The 26,050-nt window shown below is 71.9% G+C and carries 28 protein-coding genes; 12 read left to right on the plus strand and 16 right to left on the minus strand.

The genetic code is table 11. The features are described from left to right. Positions 1–59: 59 nt before the first annotated feature. Both PT931_RS05295 and PT931_RS05300 read right to left on the minus strand, forming a co-directional pair. Entirely contained in the window at positions 60–1,178 is a 1,119-nt protein-coding gene (locus PT931_RS05295) for a site-specific integrase (protein WP_456244559.1), read from the minus strand. 788 nt (positions 1,179–1,966) lie between these two features. Beyond that, positions 1,967–3,463: a SigE family RNA polymerase sigma factor gene (locus PT931_RS05300; RefSeq protein ID WP_456244560.1), complete on the minus strand. Its 1,497-nt coding sequence runs from the start codon at positions 3,461–3,463 to the stop codon at positions 1,967–1,969. A 178-nt stretch (positions 3,464–3,641) separates the two neighbouring features. Here PT931_RS05300 and PT931_RS05305 point away from each other — a divergent pair, with 178 nt between their 5' ends. Together PT931_RS05305 and PT931_RS05310 are read left to right on the plus strand one after the other, a co-directional pair. After that, positions 3,642–4,568, plus strand: coding sequence for a hypothetical protein (locus PT931_RS05305; protein ID WP_456244561.1), 927 nt, complete (start codon positions 3,642–3,644; stop codon positions 4,566–4,568). A gap of 110 nt (positions 4,569–4,678) precedes the next feature. Beyond that, positions 4,679–6,457, plus strand: a complete 1,779-nt coding sequence (locus PT931_RS05310) for a S8 family peptidase (RefSeq protein ID WP_456244562.1) — start codon at positions 4,679–4,681, stop codon at positions 6,455–6,457. A gap of 64 nt (positions 6,458–6,521) precedes the next feature. On the opposite strand, the gene PT931_RS05315 is transcribed toward PT931_RS05310, so the two are convergent. From PT931_RS05315 to PT931_RS05340, 6 genes are all read right to left on the minus strand, one after another. After that, positions 6,522–7,757 (minus strand): MFS transporter, encoded by a 1,236-nt coding sequence (locus tag PT931_RS05315; RefSeq protein WP_456244563.1) that lies wholly within the window; start codon positions 7,755–7,757, stop codon positions 6,522–6,524. After that, a complete protein-coding gene (locus PT931_RS05320; protein ID WP_456244564.1) occupies positions 7,757–9,166 on the minus strand; it encodes an FAD-dependent oxidoreductase in 1,410 nt (469 codons plus the stop codon). Before PT931_RS05320 ends, PT931_RS05315 begins: the two co-directional genes overlap by 1 nt. A gap of 36 nt (positions 9,167–9,202) precedes the next feature. Then, entirely contained in the window at positions 9,203–9,370 is a 168-nt protein-coding gene (locus PT931_RS05325; protein WP_456244565.1) for a hypothetical protein, read from the minus strand. A gap of 100 nt (positions 9,371–9,470) precedes the next feature. Beyond that, on the minus strand, positions 9,471–9,965 hold the full coding sequence (locus PT931_RS05330; RefSeq protein WP_456244566.1) for an N-acetyltransferase family protein: 495 nt from the start codon (positions 9,963–9,965) through the stop codon (positions 9,471–9,473). Beyond that, positions 9,962–11,254 carry a M28 family metallopeptidase gene (locus PT931_RS05335; protein WP_456244567.1) on the minus strand — a complete coding sequence of 431 codons (1,293 nt, stop codon included), beginning with the start codon at positions 11,252–11,254 and terminating at the stop codon, positions 9,962–9,964. The genes PT931_RS05330 and PT931_RS05335 overlap by 4 nt, the downstream gene beginning before the upstream one ends. After that, on the minus strand, positions 11,251–11,496 hold the full coding sequence (locus PT931_RS05340) for a hypothetical protein (protein WP_456244568.1): 246 nt from the start codon (positions 11,494–11,496) through the stop codon (positions 11,251–11,253). Before PT931_RS05340 ends, PT931_RS05335 begins: the two co-directional genes overlap by 4 nt. Positions 11,497–11,571: 75 nt before the next feature. Here PT931_RS05340 and PT931_RS05345 point away from each other — a divergent pair, with 75 nt between their 5' ends. From PT931_RS05345 to PT931_RS05365, 5 genes are all read left to right on the plus strand, one after another. Then, positions 11,572–11,937: an ArsR/SmtB family transcription factor gene (locus PT931_RS05345; protein ID WP_363724774.1), complete on the plus strand. Its 366-nt coding sequence runs from the start codon at positions 11,572–11,574 to the stop codon at positions 11,935–11,937. A gap of 115 nt (positions 11,938–12,052) precedes the next feature. Beyond that, a complete protein-coding gene (locus tag PT931_RS05350; RefSeq protein WP_456244569.1) occupies positions 12,053–12,358 on the plus strand; it encodes an ArsR/SmtB family transcription factor in 306 nt (101 codons plus the stop codon). Next, positions 12,358–13,056, plus strand: a complete 699-nt coding sequence (locus PT931_RS05355; RefSeq protein ID WP_456244570.1) for an aquaporin — start codon at positions 12,358–12,360, stop codon at positions 13,054–13,056. Before PT931_RS05350 ends, PT931_RS05355 begins: the two co-directional genes overlap by 1 nt. Further along, positions 13,053–13,469: an arsenate reductase ArsC gene (locus PT931_RS05360; RefSeq protein ID WP_456244571.1), complete on the plus strand. Its 417-nt coding sequence runs from the start codon at positions 13,053–13,055 to the stop codon at positions 13,467–13,469. The genes PT931_RS05355 and PT931_RS05360 overlap by 4 nt, the downstream gene beginning before the upstream one ends. A gap of 244 nt (positions 13,470–13,713) precedes the next feature. Next, a complete protein-coding gene (locus PT931_RS05365) occupies positions 13,714–15,996 on the plus strand; it encodes a M4 family metallopeptidase (protein ID WP_456244572.1) in 2,283 nt (760 codons plus the stop codon). Between the two features lie 30 nt (positions 15,997–16,026). Here the strand turns inward: PT931_RS05365 and PT931_RS05370 are convergent, their stop codons facing one another. After that, complete coding sequence (locus tag PT931_RS05370; protein ID WP_456244573.1) at positions 16,027–16,959, minus strand: helix-turn-helix domain-containing protein; 933 nt, start codon at positions 16,957–16,959, stop codon at positions 16,027–16,029. Positions 16,960–17,096: 137 nt separating this feature from the next. Between PT931_RS05370 and PT931_RS05375 the strand changes: the two genes are divergently transcribed. Continuing rightward, the gene (locus PT931_RS05375; protein ID WP_456244574.1) at positions 17,097–17,444 is read left to right on the plus strand and encodes a hypothetical protein; all 348 of its coding nucleotides are present in this window, start codon (positions 17,097–17,099) and stop codon (positions 17,442–17,444) included. On the opposite strand, the gene PT931_RS05380 is transcribed toward PT931_RS05375, so the two are convergent. Further along, positions 17,432–18,289: a helix-turn-helix transcriptional regulator gene (locus PT931_RS05380; protein WP_456244575.1), complete on the minus strand. Its 858-nt coding sequence runs from the start codon at positions 18,287–18,289 to the stop codon at positions 17,432–17,434. The genes PT931_RS05375 and PT931_RS05380 overlap by 13 nt on opposite strands. 133 nt (positions 18,290–18,422) lie before the next feature. On the opposite strand from PT931_RS05380, the gene PT931_RS05385 reads away from it, so the two are divergent. From PT931_RS05385 to PT931_RS05400, 4 genes are all read left to right on the plus strand, one after another. Beyond that, positions 18,423–19,355, plus strand: coding sequence for an NADP-dependent oxidoreductase (locus PT931_RS05385; RefSeq protein WP_456244576.1), 933 nt, complete (start codon positions 18,423–18,425; stop codon positions 19,353–19,355). A gap of 89 nt (positions 19,356–19,444) precedes the next feature. Then, on the plus strand, positions 19,445–20,437 hold the full coding sequence (locus PT931_RS05390) for an efflux RND transporter periplasmic adaptor subunit (RefSeq protein WP_456244577.1): 993 nt from the start codon (positions 19,445–19,447) through the stop codon (positions 20,435–20,437). Continuing rightward, entirely contained in the window at positions 20,434–21,135 is a 702-nt protein-coding gene (locus PT931_RS05395; protein ID WP_456244578.1) for an ABC transporter ATP-binding protein, read from the plus strand. Before PT931_RS05390 ends, PT931_RS05395 begins: the two co-directional genes overlap by 4 nt. Continuing rightward, entirely contained in the window at positions 21,135–22,442 is a 1,308-nt protein-coding gene (locus tag PT931_RS05400) for an ABC transporter permease (RefSeq protein WP_456244579.1), read from the plus strand. The genes PT931_RS05395 and PT931_RS05400 overlap by 1 nt, the downstream gene beginning before the upstream one ends. Positions 22,443–22,511: 69 nt before the next feature. Here the strand turns inward: PT931_RS05400 and PT931_RS05405 are convergent, their stop codons facing one another. The 6 genes from PT931_RS05405 to PT931_RS05430 all read right to left on the minus strand — a co-directional run bounded on the left by PT931_RS05405 (position 22,512) and on the right by PT931_RS05430 (position 25,995). Continuing rightward, entirely contained in the window at positions 22,512–22,787 is a 276-nt protein-coding gene (locus tag PT931_RS05405; protein ID WP_363724795.1) for a hypothetical protein, read from the minus strand. Between the two features lie 76 nt (positions 22,788–22,863). Continuing rightward, a complete protein-coding gene (locus PT931_RS05410) occupies positions 22,864–23,895 on the minus strand; it encodes a hypothetical protein (RefSeq protein WP_456244580.1) in 1,032 nt (343 codons plus the stop codon). A 68-nt stretch (positions 23,896–23,963) separates the two neighbouring features. Further along, complete coding sequence (locus PT931_RS05415) at positions 23,964–24,332, minus strand: hypothetical protein (RefSeq protein ID WP_456244724.1); 369 nt, start codon at positions 24,330–24,332, stop codon at positions 23,964–23,966. A gap of 47 nt (positions 24,333–24,379) precedes the next feature. After that, on the minus strand, positions 24,380–24,766 hold the full coding sequence (locus PT931_RS05420; RefSeq protein WP_456244581.1) for a roadblock/LC7 domain-containing protein: 387 nt from the start codon (positions 24,764–24,766) through the stop codon (positions 24,380–24,382). 41 nt (positions 24,767–24,807) lie between these two features. After that, positions 24,808–25,617, minus strand: a complete 810-nt coding sequence (locus tag PT931_RS05425; RefSeq protein ID WP_456244582.1) for an ADAM 12 protein — start codon at positions 25,615–25,617, stop codon at positions 24,808–24,810. Next, positions 25,618–25,995: a hypothetical protein gene (locus PT931_RS05430; protein ID WP_456244583.1), complete on the minus strand. Its 378-nt coding sequence runs from the start codon at positions 25,993–25,995 to the stop codon at positions 25,618–25,620. It lies immediately after the preceding gene. Positions 25,996–26,050 lie beyond the last annotated feature (55 nt).

The following is a 26,050-nucleotide window of genomic DNA, read 5'->3' on the forward strand; positions in this document are numbered from 1 at the left end:
CACCCACGGGGGTGTGAGGATGCGACAGAACAGATTCCCGGTAAGAAGACATATACAGGTCAAGCCGCCGAGGTGGAATGCGACTGTCGTCCACTTGACACCAGGTCAAACCTGACGGGCCTGGTGTGTCCACTGCTTGCATTCTCTCCGTGGTCAGACCGGTGACCGAGTGCGACCAGGACAAGGCGTGAGGTCTTCTCGGCTGCCGTGTGGGCGGTGGCGGGTAGGACTGTTGTGTAGGTGTCGGCGGTGAAGGCGATGCTGGCGTGGCCGAGTGTGGTCTGGATGGTTTTCAGGTCGACGCCGGCGGCGAGTGCGAGGGTCGCTGCGCCGTGGCGCAGGTCGTGGAAGCGGATCGGCGGCATGTCCGTGTGGGCGATGAGGTGCCGGAATCGTCGGGATAGCCAATCGGGTTCGACATGCTGGCCCCTCGGGTTGGTGAACACCAGGCCTCCGGGCGGCCAGACCGTCCCGGCTTCCTGACGCTGGCGGCGTTGTTCGCGCTGGTGGTGGCGTAGGACGGCGATGGTGGCGGTGTCCAGGGCGATGGTGCGTTCGCTGTCGGCGGTTTTGGGTGGCCCGTATTCGACCTGGCCGAGGAGTTCGAGGAGTTGGCGGCTGATGGTCGCGGTGCCTTCTTCGAGGTCGAGGTCGCTCCAGCGCAGGGCGCACAGTTCCCCGCGACGCAGACCACGCAGGGCCGCCAGCCACCACAGGGCGAACAGCGGGTCCTCGCGGACCGCGGTGAGGAAGCTGGCTAGCAGTGCCGGGGTCCAGACCGCGATCGGCGGGTGTTGGCCGTCGGCGCGCCAGGCGGCCACCCGGGCGGCGGTCCACAGCACAGGCCGGTGACGCACCGGATGTGGGAGGGCGACGAGGCGGGCGGGGTTGGTGACGATGAGCTGGTCGCGCACGGCGATGTTCAACGCGCGCCGCAGGGTGGCGTGCACGCGCAGGACCGTGGCCGCGCCAATAGGCCGGCCGGCGCGAGACGTTTGGGTGGTGATCGCCGCGTAGGCGTCTTCGACGTCGCGGACGGTCAGGTCCGTCAGCACGATCCTGCCGAGGTGGGGGATCAGGTGGTAGTTGACGTGCCCGGTGTAGCCGATCAGCGTTGACGGGTGTACCCGCCCCGGCAGGCGGGTTAGCCAAGAGCGGAGCCAGTCGGCGACGGTCATCCGCCGGGCCGGGCCCATCAGAACTAGCGCGGCCCGCCGGGCGGCGATCGCGGCTTTGGCCGAGGCGTACCCACCTCGACGCACCCTCGCACGCCGGCCCCCGGCCGCGGGTACCTGAACCGCGAAGTACCAAGTCCCGTGATCGGCGACCGCGAGCCCTGGACAGCGCTGACCCCACTGCTTGCCGGAGGCTGGATTCTTACAGCCGCACCGGCGATAGATGCCATCAGACTCATACCTCATCACGCACCCCCTGGAAACGGGGCCGTAGCGGGCAGGTCGAAGTCGGCGATCAGGCAGGCCCGGCCATGACGCACCTGCCACGGCCAACTGCCCCAATCCTCCGCCCGCCACACGATGACGGGCGCTGCGGATGGACTCGCGAGTACCCCAGGACTGAACAGGGGAGGCGAAACGGAGGAGCACGACCGTGCCCGGCTACCGAGGTGTGGTCATCGACGGGCAATCGTACGTCGCGCTACCCACCGGAATCAGAGCCATCTCCCCGGCATCCAGGGCCTGTCTCGAGGCATGAAGTCACAGGTCACCGGGCTTTGTGCAGGTCGGAGCCACGGGGACGCCAGGCCACCTGCCCGGAATCTGAGGTTGACGAGCGGACGATTTTGAGTAGAGTGAAGCATGGATCTCCTTGCGCATGGCCATCGGACTTTTAATCCGTGGGTTCAGGGTTCGACCCCCTGGCGGCCCACCACGGTTGAACAGGAGAGACAGCCGTTGGCTGCCTCTCCTGTCGCCGTTCGGGTCTCAGGCGCGCCGCCCGGTCCGGGCTACCAGGAGTTCCCGATCTCCACGTACCAGTCCCCGGTGAGGAAGCGCGGCTCGATCCGGATCGTGACGGTCGCGCCGATCTGCGGACTCGGGGAGGGAGACGAGTAGCTCGGGCCGGTGCCGATCTTGATGTACCCGTCGTTGTAGTCCCACCACGCCATCGTGGAGTTCAGTGGCTTGCCGTCGATGGTGATCTCGATCAGGCCCGGCGTCTGCGAGTATCCGGCCAGCACCAGTTCGCGGTCCCAGACGACCGTGGTGCTCAGGGTGCCGGCCCGCAGCACCCGCGCCGGGTTCGACGGGGTCCGCAGCCGCTCCAGTTCGGCGGGGCGGGTGGGCAGCGGGAAGGCCTCGAAGGGCATCGCCTCGCCGATCGCGACGCCGATCGTGCCCGGTTCCGCCGACCGGGAGGGCACGACCGAGGGGGTGCCGACCTTCAGCGGGTAGTCGCCCTCCCCGACGGTGATCGTGGTGGGTTGTCCGGGCTGGATTCCCGCCGCGGCCAAACTCTCGGGCTTCAACCGCTGTGGTCGGTGGATGCCGGCCAGCCGGAGGTTCTCGCACCCGATCGAACCGAACTCGATTCCGTTCGCGTACACCCTGAAATAGGGCTGCTCGTCCCGGCTGAACGTGCACAGCGGATAGAGCTGGGCGTCGAGGGTCGTCGGGGTCCAGACGAACGTCAGTGGAGGCCGGCCCTTCATCGGCGCAGGCGCGGCCGCGACGCCGGTCACGATCCGGTAGCCCTGCGTGTACTCCGGGAAGCCGGGCACGTCCGTGGCCTTCACCGGTATCGGCGCGACCGACCGTTGGCTCGCGGACGGCACCGGCTGCGGCGGGGTGGGCGGCAGGGACTCGCGGGTCGTCGGCCGGACCGCGTAGGCCAGCACGAGTACCAGCACGAGTGCGACCGCCGCACCCGCCGCCGCGAGCCGGCCCCTGCGGTGACGGTTGACCCGCGCCCGGACCTCGTCCAGCCGGGCGGGCATCGGCTGTCGCGTGGCGGCGGACAGCCGGGGGCCGAGGAGGCTCGGATCCAGCCGCAGCTTGGCCAGGCCCTTGGCCGAGTAGCTCTTCACCGTGCCGGTGGACAGGGACAGTAGCCGGGCGGTCTGCTCCTCGGACATGTCCTCCAGGTAGCGCAGCACCAGCACCGCGCGCTGTTGGCGGGGAAGCCGGCCGAGCGCCCGCCAGACCTCGTCGTGGTCGTCCACGGACCGCTGCGCACCGGCCAGCGCGAGTTCGGGCAGCACCGCCACCGGTCGCTCGTTGCGCCAGGCCCGCCGCCACCAGGAGTTGTACGTGTTCACCAGGACCCGGCGCACGTACGGCTCCGGGTCGTCCACGATCCGCCGCCACGCCGACCAGGACCGGGCCAGAGCCGTCTGCAACAGGTCCTCGGCCAGGGCGTGGTCCTGGGTGAGCCCGTACGCCAGGCGGAGCAGCCGGGGCGACCGGCTCGCCACGAACTCCGCGAACGCCACTTCTCTGTCCATCACGCCTTGCCCTCCTGTTGGCTCCCACCCGTAGGTACCGGTCGGCGAGCCGGAAAGGTTCTACCACGGGGTGCTGTTAGCCACACCACACTCGACGCGGACGAGGTGCCGGGCTGGCATTGACGAGCGGCCCTCACCTCATAGACGGTTGTCGTGACGTCGTGGCTGGGAGGTGGCCGTGCGGGTCGGTCAGGAGGAGTTGGCGGCCGCGTTGCGGACCGGCCCGTTCCATCGGGCGCTGCGTGCCGCGATCGGTGCCCGGGGGCTGGGGTTGCAGCGGATCCAGGCCCGGCTGGCGGAACGCGGGGTGCGCATCGGCCTGGCGACGTTGAGTTGCTGGCAGCAGGGCACGCGCAGACCCGAGCGGGCCGAGTCGTTGCGGGCGGTCGAGGCGTTGGAGGACATTCTCTTCCTGCCGAGGTCCGCGTTGATGGCGCTCCTCGGGCCGCGTCGCCCGCGTGGCCCGCGGCCGGGCTCGCCACTCGCCGCCGGGCGGTACTCGAAGCCGTTCGCGCCGGCCGCCGTCGTGGACCGCATCGTGGCCGAGTTGGAGACCCCGGAGCTCGACCGACTGTTCACGCTCAGCCTGTTCTCGGGCCTGTACATCGCGGCGGACCGCTCCGTGACCCGGCGCCGCACCCTCCAGGTGGTGCGCGCCCTGCGGGAGGTCGACCGGTTCGTCGCCATCGTGCAGGGCGACGTCGGCTGTGACACGGACCTGATGCACGTGGTGCCGGTGGCCAACTGCCGGCTCGGTCGGGTCCGTCGGGACCGGGCCACGGGCATGGTCGCCACGGAGCTGCTCTTCGACCGGGTGCTGCGGGTGGATGAGACCCACATCCTGGAGTACGAGCACCGCAATGCCAGCGGGGTGCCCTGCCACGAGTACTGCCACGGCATTCCCGTCGCTGGCAGCCAGGTGTCGCTGGAGGTCCGGTTCGTCCCCGGCGCGGTGCCCGTCCGCTGTTACCGCTTCGTCCGGGACCGGCTCGACGGGCCCGACCTGGAGAGCACCGAGATCGCGATGGCCGGCCGGCACGCCGCGCACGTGCTCGCGACGGGCACGCCGCCGGGCATCGTGGGCCTGCGCTGGGACTGGGAGTAGGAACAACAACAAACAAAGTAGTTCATCAATTTTTAAGTATTAACACAGGCTGGCTTCACCCGTGCTCTGCCAGGGTCTGCGCACTTGCTTCCCCTCGGAAGGACCCAGCAATGCGCAGAAACCTCTTCAGGGCAGCGGCTGTCGCCGGCGCCGTCCTGTTGTCCGGGGCGGCCCTGACCACCGCGCTCCCGGCCGCCGCCGAGCCCGTCACGCCGCTCGCGGCCGGCCAGCAGGCCGTGTCGATCATCGTCGGGTACAAGACCGGTGCGGCGGAGTCCCGCTCGGACGTCGCCGCGGCCGAGGACAGCGCCAGCAAGGGCCGGCGGCTGAAGGTGAACCGGCGGCTCGCCACCGGCGGGGTCGTGGTGGACCTGCGCGGTGACGACCTGGGCAAGGCGCTGGCCGGTTTCCGGGCCGACCCGGACGTGGCCTACGCGGAGCCCGACCTGGTCATGCAGCCGCTGGCTGACCCGAACGACACCGACTTCGCCACCCAGTGGGACCTGTTCGAGGCCACGGCCGGCATGAACGTGCCCGGCGCGTGGGCCACGGCCACCGGTACCGGCGTGACCGTCGCCGTCATCGACACCGGCTACGTCGCGCACTCCGACCTGGCCGCCAACATCGTGCCCGGCTACGACTTCATCACCTCCTCGGCCGCGGCCCGCGACGGCAACGGCCGGGACAACAACCCCGCCGACCAGGGCGACTGGGTCGCGACGGCCGGCGAGTGCGGCACGGACGCGAACGGTAACCCGGTGCCGGCCAAGCCGACCGACTCGTCCTGGCACGGTACGCACGTCGCGGGCACGATCGCGGCCGTCACCGGTAACAGCAAGGGCATCGCGGGTATCGCGTACAACGCGAAGATCCAGCCGGTCCGGGTACTCGGCAAGTGTGGCGGCGCGACCTCCGACATCGCCGACGCGATCACCTGGGCCTCCGGGGGCACCGTGACCGGCGTGCCGGCCAACCCGACCCCGGCGAAGGTCATCAACATGAGCCTGGGCGGCAAGTCGGCGTGCTCGGCGACGTACCAGAACGCGATCAACGGCGCGGTCGGCCGGGGCACCACAGTGGTCGTCTCCGCCGGCAACTCCAACGACGACACCGCGAACTACAACCCGGCGAGCTGCAACAACGTCATCAACGTGGCGGCGAGCAGCCGGGAGGGCAACCGGGCGTTCTACTCCAACTACGGCGCCAAGATCGATATCGCGGCTCCGGGTGGCGAGACCCGGCGGGCCACCGACACGCCCGGTACCGTGACGACGCCCGAGAACGCGATCTACTCCACCCTCAACACGGGCCTGACCACGTCGGGCGCGGAGACCTACAAGCCCTACCAGGGCACCAGCATGGCCGCCCCGCACATCGCCGGCCTGGCCGCGCTCATCGCCTCGAAGACGACGCTGACCCCGGCGCAGATCGAGACCGCGATCAAGAACAACGCAAGGCCCTTGGCGGGTACGTGCACCGGAGGCTGCGGAGCCGGTCTCGCCGACGCCACGGCGACCCTGACCGCGGTGACCGCGACCCCGGCCGGGTACTTCGAGAACGCCGCCGACGTCACCATCCCCGACGCGGGCGCCGCGATCACCTCCTCGATCCCGGTCACCGGCCGCGCCGGCAACGCCCCGACCACCCTCAAGGTCGGCGTGAACATCCAGCACTCGTTCCGCGGTGACCTCGTCATCGACCTGGTCGCCCCGGACGGCACCACCTACCGGCTGAAGAACAGCTCGACGAGCGACTCGGCCGCCAACGTGGTGACCACGTACACCGTGAACGCCTCCTCCGAGGTGGCCAACGGCACGTGGAAGCTGAAGGTGCAGGACACCTACAGCGCCGACACCGGGTACATCAACTCCTGGAACCTGACCTTCTAGGTTCCACCCACCAGCCCGGGGCCCTCGCCGGTCCCGGGCTGGTCCGTGTCCGCGGGTCGCGGATTCAGGGGGCGGCGGGGACCCGGGCGCGGTCGAGCGCGAGCAGGCAGGCGGCGGCGAGCAGGCAGGCGACGGCTGTGCCGACCATGACCGGCGTGTAGCTGGTGCTGGCGGTCAGTACGGCGGCCGCCGCGAGCGGTGCGGTGGCCTTGGCGAGGACGACGGGGAGATTCTGCGCGCCGGAGATGCTGGCGTAGGCGCCGGTGGGGAAGCGGTCGGCGTTGAGCGCGGGCCGGGTGATGCTGGCGATCCCGAAGCCCAGCCCGAACGCCACGACGCAGCCGACCGCGCCCGCCGGGCTGCCGCCGAGGACGGGCAGGGCGGCCACCGCCACGGCTTGGAGCACGAACACGGCGGCGGCGATGGCGGCCGTCGAGGCGTACCCGCGTAGTCCGGTGGTGACGATCCGGCCGGTGACGGACAGGACGCCGAGGAGCCCGGCGGTGGTGGTGGCGAACACGACGGAGTGTCCGAGGCCGGTGAGGTACGCGACCAGGTGCACGGCGACGGTCGCCATCGCGGCGCCCTGCAACGAGAAGCCGGCGACGAGGAGCCAGAACCCGCGATCGCGCAGGGCCCGCCGGACCGCGCCGGGTGCCGCCCGGGCACGCTGGGCGGTGTGGCCGGCGGCGGGGACGACGAGGGCGTGGATCGGCACGGTGAGCAGGCCGTGGACGCCGGCGAGGACCAGGATCGCGGTACGCCAGTGCAGGTGGGTGGTGAGCACGCCGGTCAGGGGCAGGAAGATGCTGGAGGCGAAGCCCGCGACGACGGTGACCGCCAGCATGGACGACGCCCGGCGGGTGGCACGCACGGTCTGGATGATGACGGCGAACGCGGCCTCGTACTGCACCATCGCCGCCGCGACACCCAGGACGGCGAACACCGCGTACAACTCGATGACGTTCTGGACCTGTGACCAGGCGGCGACGGCCACGGTGCCGAGCACGGAGCCGGTGGTCATGAGCCAGCGCCCGCCGTGCCGGTCGAGCCATCTCCCGACCGGGATCGCCGTGGCTGCCGAGACCAGGACGGCGAGGGTGAGCGCGCCGGTGACCTGCGTGACGGAGGCGCCGAGGCCGGTACTCATCGGGGCGAGGAGCACGGCGAAGGCGTAGTACAGCACGCCGTAGCCGGCGGTCTGGGTGATCGCCAACCCACCGATCAGGGCCCGGTGGCCCGGGCGGGGCCGGCCGCCACCCGGCTGCGGGGCGGCGGCCAGCGTGTCCTTTGTGCTCATCAGCCGCAGCAGCCGCCACCGGTGGTTTCGACGAGTGGCAGGGAGCCGGCCAGGAGCCCGCCGGAGACTCCGGTGGCCAGACCACGCCGGACGTCCACCGTGGCCGGGGTGCCGCAGCCGCCGGTGCCGCAGGACTCCGCGGGGGCCGCCTCGTCGGGGACCCGGTTCGTGGAACACACCCCGGTCTCGGGCAGTTCGAGCCGGACGTCGCGGGCCGCGTCCCAGTCGCCCGCGAGCGCGGCGACGACGGAGCGGGCCTGCTCGTAGCCGGTGGCCAGCAGGAACGTGGGCGCGCGGCCGTAGGACTTCACGCCGATCGCGTAGTACCCCGGCTCGGGGTGCGAGAGTTCGGCCACGCCGTGCGGGGGGACGGTGCCGCAGGAGTGCTCGTTCGGGTCGATCAGCGGCGCGAGGTCGCGGGTCGAGCCGAGAACGGGGTCCAGGTCCAGGCGCAGCTCGGACGCGATGGTGTGGTCCGGGCGGTATCCGGTCGCCGCGACGATCCGGTCGACGGTGACCGTCCGCCCGTCGGCGCTGGTCACCGCCACGCTCGCGCCCGAGGCGCGGACGGTGTGGGTGGAGAATCCGGTCAGCAGCTGGACCTGGCCGCCTGTGACGAGGTTGCGCAGTCGGGTGCCCAGCGCTCCCCGGGCGGGCAGGGCGTCGGCGTCCCCGCCGCCGTAGGAGCGGGCTGCCGAGCGGGCGCGGATCGCCCACGTCACCGTGGTGCCAGGTTCCTCGGCTGCGAGCTGGCCCAGCGCGAGGAGGGTGTTGGCGGCGGAGTGCCCGGCACCGACGACGAGGGTGTGTCTGCCTGCGAACGTCTCGCGGTCGGCCCCGGAGATGTCCGGGAGCGCGTGGTCGATGAGGTGGGCGACCTCGTGCTCGCCGTGCGCAGGCAGTCCGGTCGCGCCGAGCACGTTCGGGGTGCGCCAGGTACCGGAGGCGTCGATGACCGCCCGCGCGGTGATCTCGGTGCCGTCGGCGAGGCGGATCAGGAACGGCGCCTGGTCCCGGCCCCGGCTGCGGACCCGGTCGATGCCCACCCGGCTGATCCCGGTGACCCGCGCCCCGTACCGGATGTTGCCGGCGAGGGCGGGCAGCTTGGCGAGGGGTTCGAGGTAGTCGGCGACGAGCTCGCCCCCGGTCGGCAGGCCCCCGGGTTCCGGGGCGGTCCAGCCGTCGGCTTCCAGGAGCCTGCGGGCGGCGGGGTCGACGTCGTACCGCCAGGGGGAGAACAGTCGCACGTGTCCCCACTCGCTGATCGCCGCGCCGGCCGCGGGGCCCGATTCCAGGACGAGGAAGTCCTGACCGCGTTCGGCGAGGTGGGCGGCGGCGGCCAGGCCCACCGGGCCGGCGCCGATGACGGCGACCGGAAGCCCGGCGGGGGTGGGGGCGGTGCTGCTCATCGGGGACTGCCTCTCGCTGGCTGTTGCGGGACCTGGTTAGAAGTGGAATCCGGTGGTCAGGGCCTTGTCGTGCGCCCGCTGGAACCGGGCCTCCGCGCGCTGGGCGGCGGTGCTGACCGCGTCGGTGCACTCCTCGCAGAACCGGACTCCGGCGGCCACGGTGGCGGTGCGGGCCTCGGTGAGCTTGCGGATGATCGCGAACATGACCACTCCTTGTTTCGACGTTCCTCTAACTTCATTGCTTAGGCTGCCATCTAATTTGAAGTTCGTCAAGTCAGCATGATCAGTGATCTCCGTCGCGGGGTCAGGCGCCGACCGTGCGGCTACGGCGTTCCAGGAGGAGCACGTCCCGCCACACCCCGCGCTGCTGTCCGACCCGCTCGCGGATGCCGATGGTCCGGAACCCGGCGCGGTGGTGCAGGGCCAGGCTCGCGGTGTTGTCGGGGAAGATCCCCGCCTGGACCGTCCAGATCCCCGCCGCTTCTGTCGAGGTGACGAGCGCGGCCAGGAGCGCCGAGCCGACGCCCAGGCCGCGCGCTGCGGGGTGGACGTAGACCCCGTGCTCGACGACCCCCGCGTAGACCGGCCGGGTGGACACCGCCGACGCGGCCACCCAGCCGAGCAGCACGCCGGCGCCGTCGACCGCGACGTGACGGTGCCCGGGTAGCCGGGTGGCGTCGAACTGTTCCCAGCTGGGCGCGGTGGTCTCGAAGGTGGCGTCGCCGCCGTCGATCCCGGCCTGGTAGATGGCCAGGACGGCCTTGGCGTCGGCGGGCGTCATCGCTCGGACAGCTCTCATGGGCGGGAGTCCTCGGTATCGGGGGCGGGGCGGCCCGTGACGGCGACGGCGGCCGGGTTTTCGTTCCCCCGAATATCGCCGACCGGCTCGGCCGACGCGAACAGGTTGCGCACGGTCGCCACGACCAGCGCGGTCGCGGCGAGAAGCGTGCCGGGGTCGACGCGGTCGGGGGTCTCCGCTGGCGTCTGGTACCCCGGCATGCCCATCCCGATCCCGACGGCGGGTAGGCCGGCGGCGGCGTAACGGCGGTTGTCCGACGGCATGGGCGCCGCGCGCAGAGCCACCCCGGTGTCCCGGCCCGCGCGGTCGAGGGCGGTGAGCAGCTCCTCTGCGGGTCCACCGGCCTCCACCGCGGCGGCGCCCGACAGTGCGGCGGCGCCGTCCACGTTGATGACGAACGTGCAGGCCCGGACCTGGGGCGCGTGCCGGGCGGAGCCGAGCGCGCCCGCCTCCTCGGCGTCCAGGTACGCCACGGCGAGGCCCACCCCTTCGGGCAGCCGCGGCGCGAGTTGCCGGGCGGCCTCCAGGATCACCGCGCACCCGGAGGCGTTGTCCGCCGCCGCCGGTAGCCGCTGCCCCGGGTCGTCCCCCACGCCGTCGTGGTGCGCGGTCAACAACACCGACACCCCGCCGGGTACGGGCGGCGCGAACACGCCGTGCACGTTGACCCCGTCGGCGGCCACGGTCCGCAGCGGCACCGAGGCGGCCACGACACCACGCCCGGCGACCATCTGTTCGTGCACCTCGGTGCGCAGGCCGATCACCGCGACCGTGGCCGGGGCGGGCCCGGCGATCATCTTCGGCATCCAGCCGCCGTCGTCCACCCCGCGCGCCACCAGCAGCCCGACGGCCCCCTCGGAGGCGGCCCGGCGCAGGACCTCAGCCCCGACGACGGGTACGAGGACCCAGCGCCCCGACCAGTCGGCGTCCCCGGCGCGGGCCAGCGGACCGGTACGCGGTGCGGGCACGTCGGCGGAGACCAGGTGCTCGGCGAAGTCGCGCCGGTGTACGAGCTGCCGCGACCTGCCCTCCCCGTCGGTCCAGTCCACGGTCGGGGTCGCGTACAGGTCGCGGACGGCGGCGACCGGGAATCCGTCGGTGGTGACCGTGGCGCCGAGTTCGCGCAGCCGGTCGGCGAGGTAGCCGGCCGCGGCCCGCCCGCCCGGGGTGCCGACCCGGCGGCCGGTGTACCCGGGCGAGGCGAGGGCCCGGACGACGGCGGTGAGCCGGTCGGTGGGGGTGGTGCCGGGGTCGACGGCGCGCGTCGCCCCCGGCGTGGCCCTCGTCATCCGCAGCACCCGGCTCCGGCGGCCACCGCCTCGGCCTTGGCGTCCGGGGCACAGCAGGTCCCCGCGTCCTGCGCGGCCGCGGTGGTGCCGCAGCACGTGCCGGCCTGAGCCTCGGCAGCGGGGGAAGCCGTGACCGTGGCCGCCGATGCGCTGCCGCAACAGCCCCCCGACGCGGCCGGCGGATTCAGCGCCTCGGCCGGGTCCCCGGAGAACCCGCCCACCGTGATGTTCTCGATCGTCATGTCCAGCTCCTGTCTCGAATGTTGTCGAAGTAACACGAGCTTGCAGTCTGATTTGACATCTGTCAACCTAGAGATATGTCGAAGCAGCCTGCGGTCCTCACGCTCACCCCTGTCGTCGCCGAGGCATGCTGCACACCCCTGACCAGCGCGGCCGTCACGCCGGCGGCGGCGGAGGAGCTCGCGCCCGCCTTCAAGGCCCTGGGCGATCCGGTCCGGCTCCGGTTGATCTCGATGATCGCCTCCGCCGAGGGCGGCGAGGCGTGCGTGTGCGACATCTCCGACTCCATCGACCTGTCCGGCCCGACGATCTCCCACCACCTGAAGGTCCTGCGCGAGGCCGGCCTGATCGACGGCGAACGCCGGGGCACCTGGATCTACTACCGGGTCCTCCCGGAGAAGGTCACCGCCCTGTCGCGGCTGCTCAACCTCGCCACCGGGTAGGCCGGCGGGCGTCGCATGCGGCACACCTCCACAAACAGGGTCGTGGCCGCTACGTCATCTGATGTTCATGATCGAGAATTTGACGGCCCGCGACGCGACCCTGTGAGATCAGGGCATGCTGATATCAGCTCCCCCTGATGTACTCCGCCTGCTCGGCGACCCGCTGCGTGCCCGGATCGCCGAGTTCCTGGCCGAGGGTCCCGCCTGCACGTGTCACCTCGTCGAGGAGCTCGACGCGACGCAGTCCAACATCTCCAACCATCTCCGGGTGCTCCGCGAAGCCGGCCTCGTCGCCGCCGAGCCCAGGGGCAGGTTCACCTACTACCGGCTGCTGCCGGAGCCCCTCGAAGCCGCCGCCGGACACCTGACCGCGCTGGCCGCCCGCGCCCGGGACACCGCCGCGATCCGCCAGGAATGCTGATGACCCCGCCCCTGCCCCGCCGCCTCCTCGCGGAGTTCCTGGGTACCGCGCTCCTCGTCGCCGTGGTCGTCGGCTCCGGGATCATGGCCGCCACCCTGTCCCCGAACGACACTGGCCTCCAGCTCCTGGAGAACTCCACCGCCACGGTCCTCGGGCTGACCGTGCTGATCCTGGTGTTCGGCCCGGTCTCCGGCGCGCACTTCAACCCCGTCGTCTCCCTCGCCGACTGGTGGCTGCACCGGTCGACCGGCGGCGGACTCGCCGGCCGCGACCTCGGCCCGTACGCCCTCGCCCAGGTGGCCGGCGCGATCGGCGGCGCGATCCTCGCGAACCTGACGTTCGCGCTGCCCGCGGTGACGCTGTCGACGAAGCACCGCGACGCCGGGCACCTGTGGCTGGGCGAGACGGTGGCCACCGCCGGGCTGGTCCTGCTCATCTTCGCCCTCGTCCGGTCCGGGCGTGCGGCCCTGGCGGCCCCGGCCGTGGGCGCGTACATCGGGGCGGCGTACTGGTTCACCAGCTCCACGTCCTTCGCCAACCCCGCGGTCACCGTCGGGCGGGCGTTCACGGACACCTTCGCCGGCATCCACCCCGGCTCCGTACCCGCGTTCGTCGGTTTCCAGGTCCTCGGCCTGCTGATCGGCACCGCCGCCGTCGTGGCCCTCTACCCGAACCCGGCCACCCAGGAGCCGTCATGAGTACCAGGCCGTCCGTCCTGTTCGTCTGCGTCCACAACGCCGGCCGTTCCCAGATGGCCGCCGGCTGGCTCCGCCACCTCGCGGGCGACGCGGTCGAGGTCCGGTCCGCCGGGTCCGCGCCCGCCGACGCCATCAACCCCGTGGCCGTCGCGGCGATGGCCGAGGTCGGGATCGACATCACCGCCAACCGGCCCAGGATCCTCGACTACGAGACCGCCGAGGCCTCCGACGTCATGGTCACCATGGGCTGCGGCGACGTGTGCCCGGTGTTCCCCGGCAAGCGGTACGAGGACTGGGTCCTGGCCGACCCCGCCGGCCAGGGCATCGACGCCGTCCGGCCGATCCGCGACGAGATCAGGGCCCGCGTCACGGGGCTCATCGCGTCCCTCGGGATCTCCCCGGCGGGGGACTAGGCGCGGAGGGCATCCGGGTTCCACCACCGAGGTCGGATATCCACATCGGACATATTCGGGCGCCCGGTTAAGTTAATAGGAAACTATAGTAACTGTTTATTCAGCTAAGTCTTTCTTAAGGTGAATTACAGGTTACGTTACGTGACTCGAAGTGATGCTTCCCACCTCCGCAGTTGCGGAGCGTGCCCGGTGGTCCCTCCCCCACACCGCCGTGCGCGTGAGACTGGGAAGGACACCCCCTCACATGACTCACGGAAGAAACTGGCCCCGGCGGGCGGCGCTAGTGACCACCGCCGTCGTCGCCGGTGGCGCACTGGCTACCGCCGGGTTCGCCACCTCCGGCAGCTTCGGGCTCGCCACCACCCCGGACACCGTCACCGTCAGTGCTGACCCGGACACCGCTGTCCGTGACGCTCTGGAATCCCTCACCGGCGTCAGCGCGGGTGGCCAGAGCGCGGCCGACGAGGCGGACAAGTACACCGCGCGGGACGTGAACGTCGCCGCCGACGGTTCGCGGCACGTGCGCTTCGACCGGACGTACAAGGGGCTGCCCGTGCTGGGCGGCAGCGTCGTCGTGAACAGCGGGCGCGACGGGCAGTTCGGCAAGGCGCAGGGTACGGCCATCTCGGTCGACACCACCCCGAAGATCGACGCCGCCCAGGCCGCCAGCGCCGTGGCCGCCAAGTGGAGCAAGCTCACCGTCGGCGCCGCCCCGGTGCTGGCCGTGGACGTGCTCGACGGCGCCCCCGCGCTCGTCTGGGAGGTCAAGGCCGACGGCACGGCCGCCGACGGCACCCCGAGCAAGGGCAAGATCCGGGTCAGCGCCACGACCGGCGCGGTACTCGGCGCCTCCAGCAGCGTGCGCACGCTGACGGCCCCCGGTACGAAGACCGCTGCGGGTGCCGCCCAGGCCGCCGCCGCTGGTCCGGTCGCCGGCAACGGCAAGGGCCTGCTCGTCGGCAACGTCGCCATCGACGTGAACCAGAAGGCCGACGGCACCTACGAGCTCCTCGACCCGACCCGGGGCGGCCAGGAGACGCGGGACGCCAACGGCAAGGGCGACGGCAGGGGCGCGCTCCCGAAGACGCAGACCACCGCGTTCTCCAGCGCCACCTCCACGTTCGGCAACAACGCGCTCACCAACCGGGCCACGGCCGCCGTGGACGCGCACTACGGCGTCGCGCAGACCTGGGACTACTTCAAGAACGTCCACAACCGCAGCGGCATCAACAACCAGGGCACCGGCGCCCTGTCCGTGGTGCACTACGGCAACGCGTACCAGAACGCCTTCTGGGACGACGACTGCTACTGCATGTCCTACGGTGACGGCGCGAGCAACACCCACCCGCTGACCGAGCTGGACGTGGCCGGCCACGAGATGGCGCACGGCGTCACCTTCGCCACCGCGAACCTGGACTACGGCAACCCGGACCTGGGGATCTTCAAGGAGTCCGGCGGGCTCAACGAGGCCACCAGCGACATCTTCGGCACCCTCGTGGAGTTCCGGGCCAACATGGCCGTCGACACCCCGGACTACCTGATCGGCGAGGAGATCGACTACTTCGGCAACGGCAAGCCGCTGCGCTACCTGGACGACCCGGCGAAGGACGGCCGCTCGTTCAACTGCTGGAACGCGCAGATGGGTACCACCCAGGACCCGCACCTGACCTCGGGTGTCGGCAACCACCTGTTCTTCATCGCGGCGGTCGGTTCCGGCGCGCGCACCGTCAACGGTGTGAACTACAACAGCCCGGTCTGCAACAACGCCCCGGCGGTGAACGGCCTCGGCAACGACAAGTTCGGCAAGATCTGGTACCGCGCGCTGACCAACTACATGGTCAGCACGGAGACGTACCCGAAGGCCCGGATCTCGACCCTGAAGGCCACCAACGACCTCTACGGTGCCGCCGAGTGCACCACGATGAAGGCCGCATGGACCGCTGTCGGCGTCGCAGCCCAGGCCGGCGAGCCGGCGTGTGCCGCCAACCCGACCCCGACCGCCACGGCGACCCCGACCGCCACGCCGACGGTGCAGCCCACCGTGCAGCCGACGGTCCAGCCGACCGGTGGCACGTGCACCGCGGCCCAGAAGGTCACCAACGGCACCTTCGAGACGGGTACCGCCCCGTGGACCGGTGACACCGGCGTCATCCAGGCCGGCACCTCGGCCCAGCCCGCGCACGGCGGCACCCGGATGGCGTGGCTCGGTGGCAACGGCCGCGCGGTGACCGAGTCGCTGTCGCAGCAGATCTCCATCCCGGCCGGTTGCAAGGCCAGCCTGAAGTTCTACCTGCACATCGACACCGCCGAGTCCGGCACCACGGTCTACGACAAGTTCACCGTGTTCGCCGGCAGCACCGCGCTGGGGAGCTACTCCAACGTGAACAAGGCGGCCGGGTACACCCTGCGGACGTTCGACCTGTCGAACTTCGCCGGGCAGACCATCACCCTGAAGTTCACCGAGACCGAGGACTCGTACCTGAAGACCAGCTTCGTCGTCGACGACGTGACGGTCACGATCTCGTAGCGGCTTCTGGAGGGAAGAGTGGCCGGTCACCTACTGGTGGCCGGCCCACTCCCATTCCATGGCGTGCAGGCCCTGGCGCACGTCCTGGACGGCCATCGTGGCGGTCAGCGACTCGCCGAGGGGTACGTCCCGCAGCACCTGGATCTCGGCGTCGACCGACGCCTGCGAGTACTCGTGGATGTTGACCGGTACGGCCTCCGGGTCGAAGACCACCTCCGCGACGTACAGCCCCGCCGGTACGCCGAAGATCCGGCCGAACCGGTGCTCGGGCTGCCCGCCGGGCTCGAACCGCATCTCGTACTCGAAGACCACGATCTCCCCGGGGTTCAGCATCCGGTCGAACAGCAGCTCGGTCACCATCAGCCCGGACTCCGGGTCGGCGCGCACCCGGCCGCGCCGGCAGCCGCGCAGGGGCCGCAGGGTACCGGCCGGGCTGATCGGGTCGTCCGCCTGGAAGGTCACCCGGCACACGTCCACGGGGCCGATCGCGCGCCCGACGTGGTGCACCCACAGTTTGGCCTCCGCGCCGTGCCGGTCCAGCTCGTACCGGTCGTGCATGCTCAGCCAGGTCAGGTCGGGGTTGAGGACCTCCGGATCGGTGGCGACCCCGAGTTCGTCCAGGGTGTGCCGCAGGGAGATGTGCTCGTCGTAGAGTTGGTCGAAGCCCACCCACGGCTGCGTCTCGCCCTTGCCCCGGTGCCGGGGCGGGCCCAGGAGCGCGGTCAGGGAGCCGCCGGGGAGGCCGAGCAGTTCCTCCAGGGCCGTGACGGCCCGCAGGGACTGGGCGCGTTCCGGGCGGCTGCGTCCGCGCCGCCAGAAGCTCAGTGTCATCACGCTGACCGAGATGCCCTCCGCCGCCAGCTTCGCCTGGACCCGCTCCAGGCTGAGGCCGCGGACCTCGATCGCCCGGTTCAGGGCGGCGGCGAAGGTGTTGGGGCCGGCGTGGTCTGGAGCATGTGTCACCCCACGAGTGTGCGGGCTGAGCTGGGAAAGTACAGGGAAATCGGGTCAGGATTTCGGCTGAGACCCGAGGGGCCCGATCCGACGCGTCGGCCCGGACGGGGGTGCGACCGTCGACAGTGGGCGGCTACCGTGGGGGCATGGCTGAGCAGGTGACGGAGACGCGACTGGTGTTGGTGACCGACCCGGAGCTCGGGGTCGGGCCGGAGGCGCTGCTGGCGGAGCTGACCGCCGACGGGGAGGCCGCCGCCTGGGGCCCGGCCGCGCTGGAGTCCCCGCGGAGCGTCGGGTTCCCGATCGGCCCGATGGAGGTCGTGGTCATCCCGCTGGCGGTGAACCTGGTCAGTTCGGTGCTCTACGACGTGCTGCGCCGCCTCGTGACCCGGGCCCGCCGGGACCAGCCGGTGCTCGACCTCGAGGTGACCGAGGTGACCACGGCGGCGGGCGACCGGGTGGTGGTCACCCGGCTGCGGAACTACCGGCCCTGAGCGCCCGGTGAGGTGAACTCCTCCCGCCCCACCACCCGCAGCAGCTCCAGTAGCGCCCCGTTCCCCGTCCCCGGTGGCGCGGTGAACACCAGCAGCTGCTGGTCCTCGCTGGGCGTGAGCAGCGCCTCGAAGTCCAGTTCGATCAGGCCCACGGTCGGGTGCAGCACCCGCATCCGGCTGCTCCGCCGCACCCCGACCTCGTGCAGCTCCCACAGGTCGGCGAACTCGGGGCTGGCCGCCCGCAGTTGTCGGACCAGGGCCGTCGACGCCGCGTCGTTGCCCCGGCGGCCGGCCGCCGCGCGCAGGTCGGCCACGTGCAGCCGGCTGTAGTGGTCGTGCTCCTCCGCCGGGTACGCGGCGCGCACCAGCGGGTCGGTGAACCACCGCCAGACGATGTTGCGCCCGTGCGGGGAGACGGTGCACACGGTGCCGAAGAGGGCCTCGGCCATCGGGTTCTGCGCGAGCAGGTCGCCGAGGTCGCCGAGGATCTGGGCGGGGGTCCCGGTGAGCTGGTCGAGCAGGTGCAGCAGCCCGGGCCGGACGTGTTCCCCGGCGGGCCGGCCGGCGGGCGGCCGGTGCCCGGTGAGCAGGTAGAGGTGGTCGCGTTCGTCGTCGTCGAGCCGCAGGGCGCGGGCCAGCGCGGCGACCAGCTGGGTCGAGGGCTGGGTGCTGCGGGCCTGTTCGAGGCGCACGTAGTAGTCGGCGGACATGCCGGCGAGCAGGGACACCTCCTCGCGGCGCAGCCCGGGGGTGCGTCGGCGCGGACCGGCCGACAGCCCGACCTCCTGGGGGCGCAACCGTTCCCGGGAGCGGCGGAGGAAGTCGGCGAGTTCGGGGCGGTTCATGTTCCCGAGTATCGCTCCCACCCGCGGGCGTAGCCAGGGAGCGGCGGTCCTGGTCACAACTCTCCGCTCCTCACGGCGGCGGATCGGTGGAACGGTCACGGCAACCGAAAAACCGATCTTCCGGGGGTACGAGATGTCGAAGGCAGTCAGGTTCACCGAGTACGGCGGGCTCGCGGCCCTGCGGGTCGAGGAGGTGACCCGCCCGGTCCCCGGCGCCGGTCAGGTGCTCGTCCGGGTGCGCGCCGCCGGGATCAACCCGGTCGAGGCGGCCATCCTCACCGGCTTCTTCGCGGAGCACTGGCCGGCGACGCTGCCGGCCGGGCTGGGCAGCGACCTGGCCGGCGTCGTCGAGGAGGTCGGCGCGGACGTGACCGGCTTCGGGGTGGGCGAGGAGGTGCTGGGGTTCACGCACACGTTCGAGCTGGGCCGGGGGAGTTTCGCGGAGTACGTGGTGGTCGAGGCCGCCGAGCTGGTCCGCAAGCCGGCCGGCGTGTCCTGGGCGGCGGCGGGTGCCCTGTTCGTGGCGGGCACGGCGGCGTACGCGGCGGTCCGGGCGGTGGCGCCCGCCGAGGGGGACACGGTCGTGGTGGCCGGGGCGGCCGGCGGGGTGGGTTCGCTGGCGGTGCAGCTGGCCCGGGAGGCGGGCGCGACGGTGCTGGGCCTGGCGAGTGGGCGGCACCACGCCTGGCTGAAGGACCACGGGATCATCCCTGTCGAGTACGGCCCCGGGGTGGCCGACCGGATCCGCGCCGCGGCGGGCGGAAAGGTCGACGCGTTCGTGGACACGGTTGGCGAGGGTTACGTGGAACTCGCGCTCGAACTCGGTGTCGTCCCCGACCGGATCGACACGGTCATCGACTTCGCGGCGGCGGCCCGGCACGGCGCGCGGACCGAGGGGAATCTCCAGGCGGCCACGGCGGAGGTGGTGGCGGAGCTCGTCGGGCTTGTCGACAAGGGACTGGTGGAGGTGCCGATCGAGGCCTCGTACCCCCTGGACCGGGTTGTGGAAGCCTTCGAGCACCTCGCGCGGGGGCACAACCGGGGCAAGATCGTTCTCGTTCCTTAAGGCTTTGCCACAGTGTTCGGTTTGTGTTGGCGAGTCGGGAACATCGATCTAAGATTCCCCATCGGCGTTTCGGTGTGATGGGGGTACCGGTGCGAAAACGTTCTCTGGCACGATTTTCCGTCCTGTGCGTGGTGCTCGCCGCCGCCGGCGCGTGCACCTCGCCGACGGAGAACAAGGCGAATCCGGACCTGGCCCCGCGGGGCACCACGATGACGACGGCCAAGCCCGTCCGGCAGAACCTGGACAACAAGGTCAGCCTGTCGGGCAAGGTCACCGTCAACCCGGTGTTCGGCCTGGTCGCCCCGGTGGCCGGCCAGGTGCGCTACCTCGACGTGACCGCGCCGACGAGCACCCCGACGAAGCCGACCCGGGTGGGCACGGTCTGGGCGAACGGCAAGGCCAGCAACATCGAGGTCCCGGCGGGATCCACGTTCGCGGGGCGGTTGGCCGAGGACCGGGCCACCGTCCCGGCGGGCATGCCGGTCGCCTCGGCCCGGTACGCGGGCTACGGCATCGTGGCCGACATCGACGGCGCCCAGGCGTACCGGATCTCCGACGCCCTGGGCTCCGTGCAGGCGCAGATCAAGAACGGTCCCGGGCCGTTCCCCTGCACCGTGCTCGGCACGATCGCGGCCCTGCCCGCCGGGACCATCCCGGAGCCGCCCACCCCGACGGCGAAGCCCTCCGCCGGCCAGTCCCCGGGCCAGCAGCAGATGCCGGAACGCAAGCAGGAGACCGAGCCGTCCACGCCGACCGGGCTGCGCCTGGTGTGCACGGCGCCGCCCGGCGTGAAACTGATCAACGGCGTGGACGCCACCCTCCAGGTGGTGACCGAGAAGGCGGCGAACGTGCTCACCGTGCCGGTCGAGGCGGTCGCCGGCACGCAGGGCAAGGGCAAGGTCGACATCGTGAAGGCCGACGGCACCCGGGAGACCCGCGACGTCGAACTCGGCCTGACCGACGGCAAGGTCGTGGAGATCCGTTCGGGGCTGACCGGCGACGAGACGATCGCCGTGCCCGGTCCGAACCTGCCACCCGCCCCCGGCGGCGACCCGAACGGCAACGGCGGCAAGGGCCAGTGAACACCCCGCTGCTGCAGCTCACCGGGATCACCAAGACGCTCAAGGGCCAGACGGCGCCGCGCGACATCCTCACCGGCGTGGACCTGGCCGTCCACAGTGGGGAGAGTGTCGCGATCCTCGGCCGGTCCGGCTCGGGGAAGAGCACGCTGCTCAGCCTGATCGGGCTGTTCGACCGGCCGGACGGCGGCGAGTACCTGCTGGGTGGCCGCGACATCACCCGGCTCCCCGAACGCAAGGCCGCCGCACTGCGCAGCGCCGAGTTCGGGTTCGTCTTCCAGCGGTTCTTCCTGCTCAAACACCTCACGGCCGCGCAGAACGTGGCCATGGCCCTCGTCAACGGCCAGGGCTGGCTGGGCGGGCGCAGACGCCGCGCGACCGTGATGGCCGCACTCGACCAGGTCGGCATCGCGCACCTCGCCAAGCACCGCCCGCCCCGGCTGTCCGGCGGCGAGCAGCAGCGGGTGGCCATCGCGCGCGCCCTGGTCCGCGAGCCGCGGATCCTGCTGGCCGACGAGCCCACCGGGGCACTGGACACCGAGACGGGGCAACTGGTGATCGAGGCGTTGCGTTCGGCGACCGACCGGGGCTGCGGCCTGATCCTGGTCACCCACGACCGGGACCACGCCGACCGGATGGGCCGGGTGCTGCAACTCGTCGACGGCGTGCTCGCCCCGGCCGGTGCGCGGGTGGGTGCCTGATGGCGCTGTCCGGCCGGTTCCGGTCCTCGCTGGTCATCGGGGTACAGGGCATCCGGGCCCGCAAGATGCGTACCCTGCTGTCGATGGTCAGCCTCTTCCTCGGGGTGCTCGCCGTCGTGGTCGTGCAGGCCGGCGCGGAACTGGCCGCCGCCGCCGCGCTCGCCGACATCGAGCTGCGCGAGGGCAAGGACGGCACCGTGCAGATGTTCATGCCCTCGGAGGGCGCGGCCGGTCCGATCGCGCTCGACGCTCTCAAGGGGCGCAAGGACGCGGTCGGGGTCATCAGTACCGGCGCGATCATCGGCGAGCCCGGGGTCACGCCGATCAACCCGCACGGGGCGCCGTTCGACAGCCGGGGCCGGGGTCCTGGCGGCGACTACTACTGCGACAGCTCCGGCCGGTGCTACCCGGGCTCCGACCCCAAACTGGCGGCCACGGCGCCCGGCCAGGCGATCGAGCTGAGCCTGTCGGCGATGACCGGGGACGTCCGGCAGTTCCGGCCCTACCGGCCGGTGTCCGGCCAGTGGCTCGACTTCGACTCGGCCCCGTCGTTGTCGCCCCGGCTGGTGCTCAACAAGGAGGCCGCCAAGGGCTTCGGACGCTATCGGGTACCGGCGGAGATGCGTGTCGAGGGCGCGCCCGTCAACCCGACGCCCCGGATCATCGGGGTGGTGGACGACGGGGACGAGCAGCCCAGGGCGTACGTCCGCGCCGACGAACTCCTCACCTGGATGCCCACGGCGGCGGCCAACCCGCGCAACGGCGGCCTCCAGGTGCTCCTCGCGCCCACGGCCACCGACATCGAGCAGATCCTGAAGTCCCGGCTCCTGGCCAACGGGGTGGCCGCCGACCGCCTGGAGTCGCGCGTCATCAACTCGAAGGAGCAGATCGCCTCCCAGTTGGCGCTGATGCGCTGGGTGTTCCTGGGCATGGCGGCGCTCGTCCTGCTGATCGGCGTCGCGGGCATCCTCAACGTCGGCCTGGCCACGGTCGGCGAACGTGTGGAGGAGTTCGCGCTCCGGCGCGCGGTCGGCACGCCGCGGTCGTTGCTGGCCGGCATCGTGCTCGCCGAGACCCTGCTCACCGGGCTGTTGACGTCCGCCGCCGCGATCGGGGTGGGCGTGCTCGGCCTGAAGGTCCTCGGCTCGGTCCTCGCGGGCCGGGGCCCGTTCCCGCAGCAGCTCGACTTCCCCTGGCAGGCCGGGGTCGCCGGGGTCGTCGCGGGGCTGATCGCCGGCCTGTTGGGCGGGCTGATCCCGGCGATCAGGGCCGCACGGGTGCCGATCGCGACGGTGATGCGCGCGTAGCGGCGCGTGCCTCGGTGCGCGTCGTGCGCGGAGCCCGGCACGGCGCTGTGCCCGGCGGCGCGGAGTTGGCTACAGCGGTTCCTCGTGGGCGTGGGTGACCGGCCGCACGGTCGGTCGCCAGCCCTCCGGCAGCGTCGCCGGGGAGGTCATGGTCTCGCCGTTCGGGCCGAGGCACAGGTACCCGCCCGAGGCGTGCACCGGCCCCCAGATCGGATCCGGTGTCAACGGCTCCTGGCAGTGCCGGCAGGGTGGTGCGTCGGAACGGGCGGCGACGGCGCGGCCGTTGAGCCCGGTGGGCGGTAAGACGGTCGGATGTCCGCCGGTGTTCTCGATGGTGCTGGTCACAGTGCCCCCCTTGAATCCCAAGGTGAACAACGACCGGGGACCCCAGCCCGTTGCGCCCGACACGCCGACGAGTACGTCAGAACCAGAGCGCCACGCGGTGGTCGTCGTCCGTGACGTACACGGGACGGCCGTCGAGCTCGGCCACGCCCTCGACATTGTGGAACCCGTTGATCGGCCCCACCACCTCGGGCGTGATCACGAACGTGTCGCTGTCGGGCAGCCGGAACCGCAGATGCCGGCAGGGCACCCCGCCGCCGTGCGGGTGGTCGTCGAGCAGCACGGACTCCTTGCCGACGGCGTCGATCGAGCCGACCACCGCGTCGAACGAGCCGTCCGGCCGGGCCGACAGCGCCCGGATCCCGGTCAGCACGCCCTCCTCGGCGGCGGCGAGCACGTGCACGGCCGCCACCTTGGGTTCGCCGCCGTCGAACAGGTGCCCCGCGTCGGCGAGTTCGACCACGAGCGGGGCGCCGTCGGCGGTCACCGGGAACCGCAGCCCGAGCAGCAGGCTGCCGGACGGGGTGAACGCCGCGCCCTCGATGTTGACCGGCAGGTCGCCCGCGACGATCCGGGTGATCCACTTCTTGCCGCGTTCCGTACCCCGGGCGAGGGTCTCCACGATGAACCTCTGGTGCACCGTGCCACCCGGGGCGAGCGGAGCGATCCCCGCGCCGGTCAGGGCGTCGTTGATCGCCCGGTGCAGCCGGAACTGGTTGCGGGCCACCTCCAGCCGCACGGGGCCGGGGCGCGCCGCGTCGGACTCCCGGAACCGGGCCGCGAACGCCCGGCGGGGCTGCAACGGCCCGCGCTTGCTGCCGAAGTGCGAACCGAGGACGTAGACGTACCCGTCCCGGTAGGCGAGGGCCTCGGAGTCCTCGGTCCGGCCGGCCTCGGCCCCGGCGTCGGTGGCCAGCAGGTGCGTCGACCAGGTGCCGTCCGGGGCGCGGCCGAGCAGGGCGATCGACTCCTCGACCGGGCCCTCGTCGAGCACGGTCCACAGTGCGGCCGTCCAGCCGCGCGCGGCGAGCAGCTCGGGGGAGCGGACGGTCAACAGGTCGGAGGCCTCGTTGACGCCCACGGACAGTTCGACGGTGGCATGCGTGGTCACACAGCGAGAGTACGTCCCGGGCGGGGGCCGGCAGGCCGGTCTGTGGCGCACGGTACCCGTCGAAGGTTCTAGACCTCGATCTCCTCCTCGATCCTGCGCAGCTGGTGGCGGGCCATCGCCAGGTTCGACCGGTTCTTGTGCAGTGCCAGGTAGATGAACAGGCCGCGTCCCGAGTGCCCCGTGATGGGCCGGATCATGTGGTACTGGCTACCCAACGTGATCAGGATGTCCTCGATGCTGTCCTGGAGGTTGAGCATCTCCATCGCCCGCATCTTGGCCCGCACCACGTCGGTGTTCCCGGCGGCGGCCACCGACAGGTCCAGTTCCTTGCCGCCGCCCAGGATGCCCAGCGCCATCCCGCTGGAGTAGTCGACGATCGCCACCCCCAGGGCGCCCTCGATCGACATCGCGTCCTTCAGCGCCGTGTCCATGTTCATGCTGTTTCCCTTCTTGGCGTTCACGGGTTTCTCCTTCACGAGGGGTCCTATGACAGTCGGGTGAGTGCGGCGTCCACCAGCGCGCCGATCCGGTCCGCGGATCCGCGCGCCTCCAGGTGCAGCCGGCCGATGTTGGTGTCCGGGCCGGTCAGGACGGTGAGCAGGGCGGACTGGCCGGCGGCGTACACGCCGACGTGGCCGTGGGCGGCCCGGGTGACGGTGTCGCGGAACGTGCCCCGGTCCAGCGCGCCGGCCAGTTGCTGCCCGAGGGCGAGGTACGCGGCCGACAGCGCCGCCAGCATGTCGGGTTCCACGCCCGACACGTCGTGGGCGATCAGCAGCCCGTCGGTACTCGCCACGGAGCTGCCCATGGCGCCCCGGAGCCGGCCCCGGAGGTCCTTCAGCTCCCCCAGTACCTCGACCTGAACGTCCATCCGCAGTCTCCTCCCGGGATTGGCCCGCCATCGAAAGAACCTCACAGCTTCCCCAGGGCGGCGCGCACCCGCAGCAGCACATCCGTACTGGGAGCTTCGGCGGGCCGGACGTCGCGCCGCGCCCACGGCGAGCCCGGCATCGGCCCCCGGCGGGGCAGCTCGTCGGCGAGCAGGGCCGCGACGGGCGCGGCCGGCGGGTACGCGCGCGGCGGGGCCGACAGCAGCCCGGCCGCGACGAGCCGGCGCGCGTCGAGGGTGACGGCGAACGCGGACCGGCCCAGCCGGCAGGCCAGGTCCAGCGGCGAGCGGCGCCCGTCGGCGTTGGCGACGAGTTCCCACTGCACGTCGGTGAGCGTGACCCGGCGGTGCGGGATCCGGGACACGGGGACGAGCGGTGCGGAGTCCACGGCAGGGTCGGGCCAGGCCTCGGCGAGCAGGCTGGACCGCCGGGCGAGTTCGCGTTCGAGGACGGGGAACGGGGTGCCGAGGACGTTGTCCAGGGGGTGGCGGGACTCGGGGACGAAGCCGAGCGGGCCCGCGCCGGGGCCGAGGACGAAGTAGGCCGCGTCGATGGTGGCCGACCGGACGCACAGTTGCAGCTCGCCCGGGGTGAGGTGCCCGCCGCCGGTCAGCTCCTCGGCGGCGCCGGGGCCGGAGACGGCGTCCCAGGTCTCCGAGCTGATCCGTCCCGAGGCGGTGAGCAGTCTGCCCACGCCGGGAACGGCCGGGCAGGTCGCGTAGCCGAGCAGGCCCGCCACCAGGTACAACGTTCCGCCGGGGCGGCCGGACAGGTGCGCCGCGCCGGTCGCGCCCGACATACACAGCCGGGCCAGTTCCTCCAGGAGCCCCACTCAGCCCACCAGCTCCTCGATCAGCAGGCGCAGCCGCCGCCGGGTGAGGGCGATGTTGCCGGTCTCCCGGTCGAGCCACAGGTGCAGGACGAGCCTGCTGTCGAACCGGACCGGCAGGCAGTGGAACACGTGGTATCCGGACGCGGCCGTGACGACGATGTCCTCCAGGTCGTCCCCGCCGGGGGCGGAGGCGAACGCGGCGGTGTCGAGCATGGCGTGCATCAGCTCGGCGGTACCGGCGGCGGTGGCCTCCGGACTGCTCCCCGGGACCGCGCCGACCGTGTCGACCGGCAGGCCCGTGGTGTAGTCGATGAGGCTCGCGCCGCGGGCTCCGTTGATCGTCATCGCCTGACGGAGGAGGCCGTCGATGTCGTGCACTCCAGCAAGCTACCCCGTGGAAACTCTCCAAATTGGAGATGTGACTGTCCGGTAT

The sequence above is a fragment of the Longispora urticae genome, from assembly GCF_053902585.1.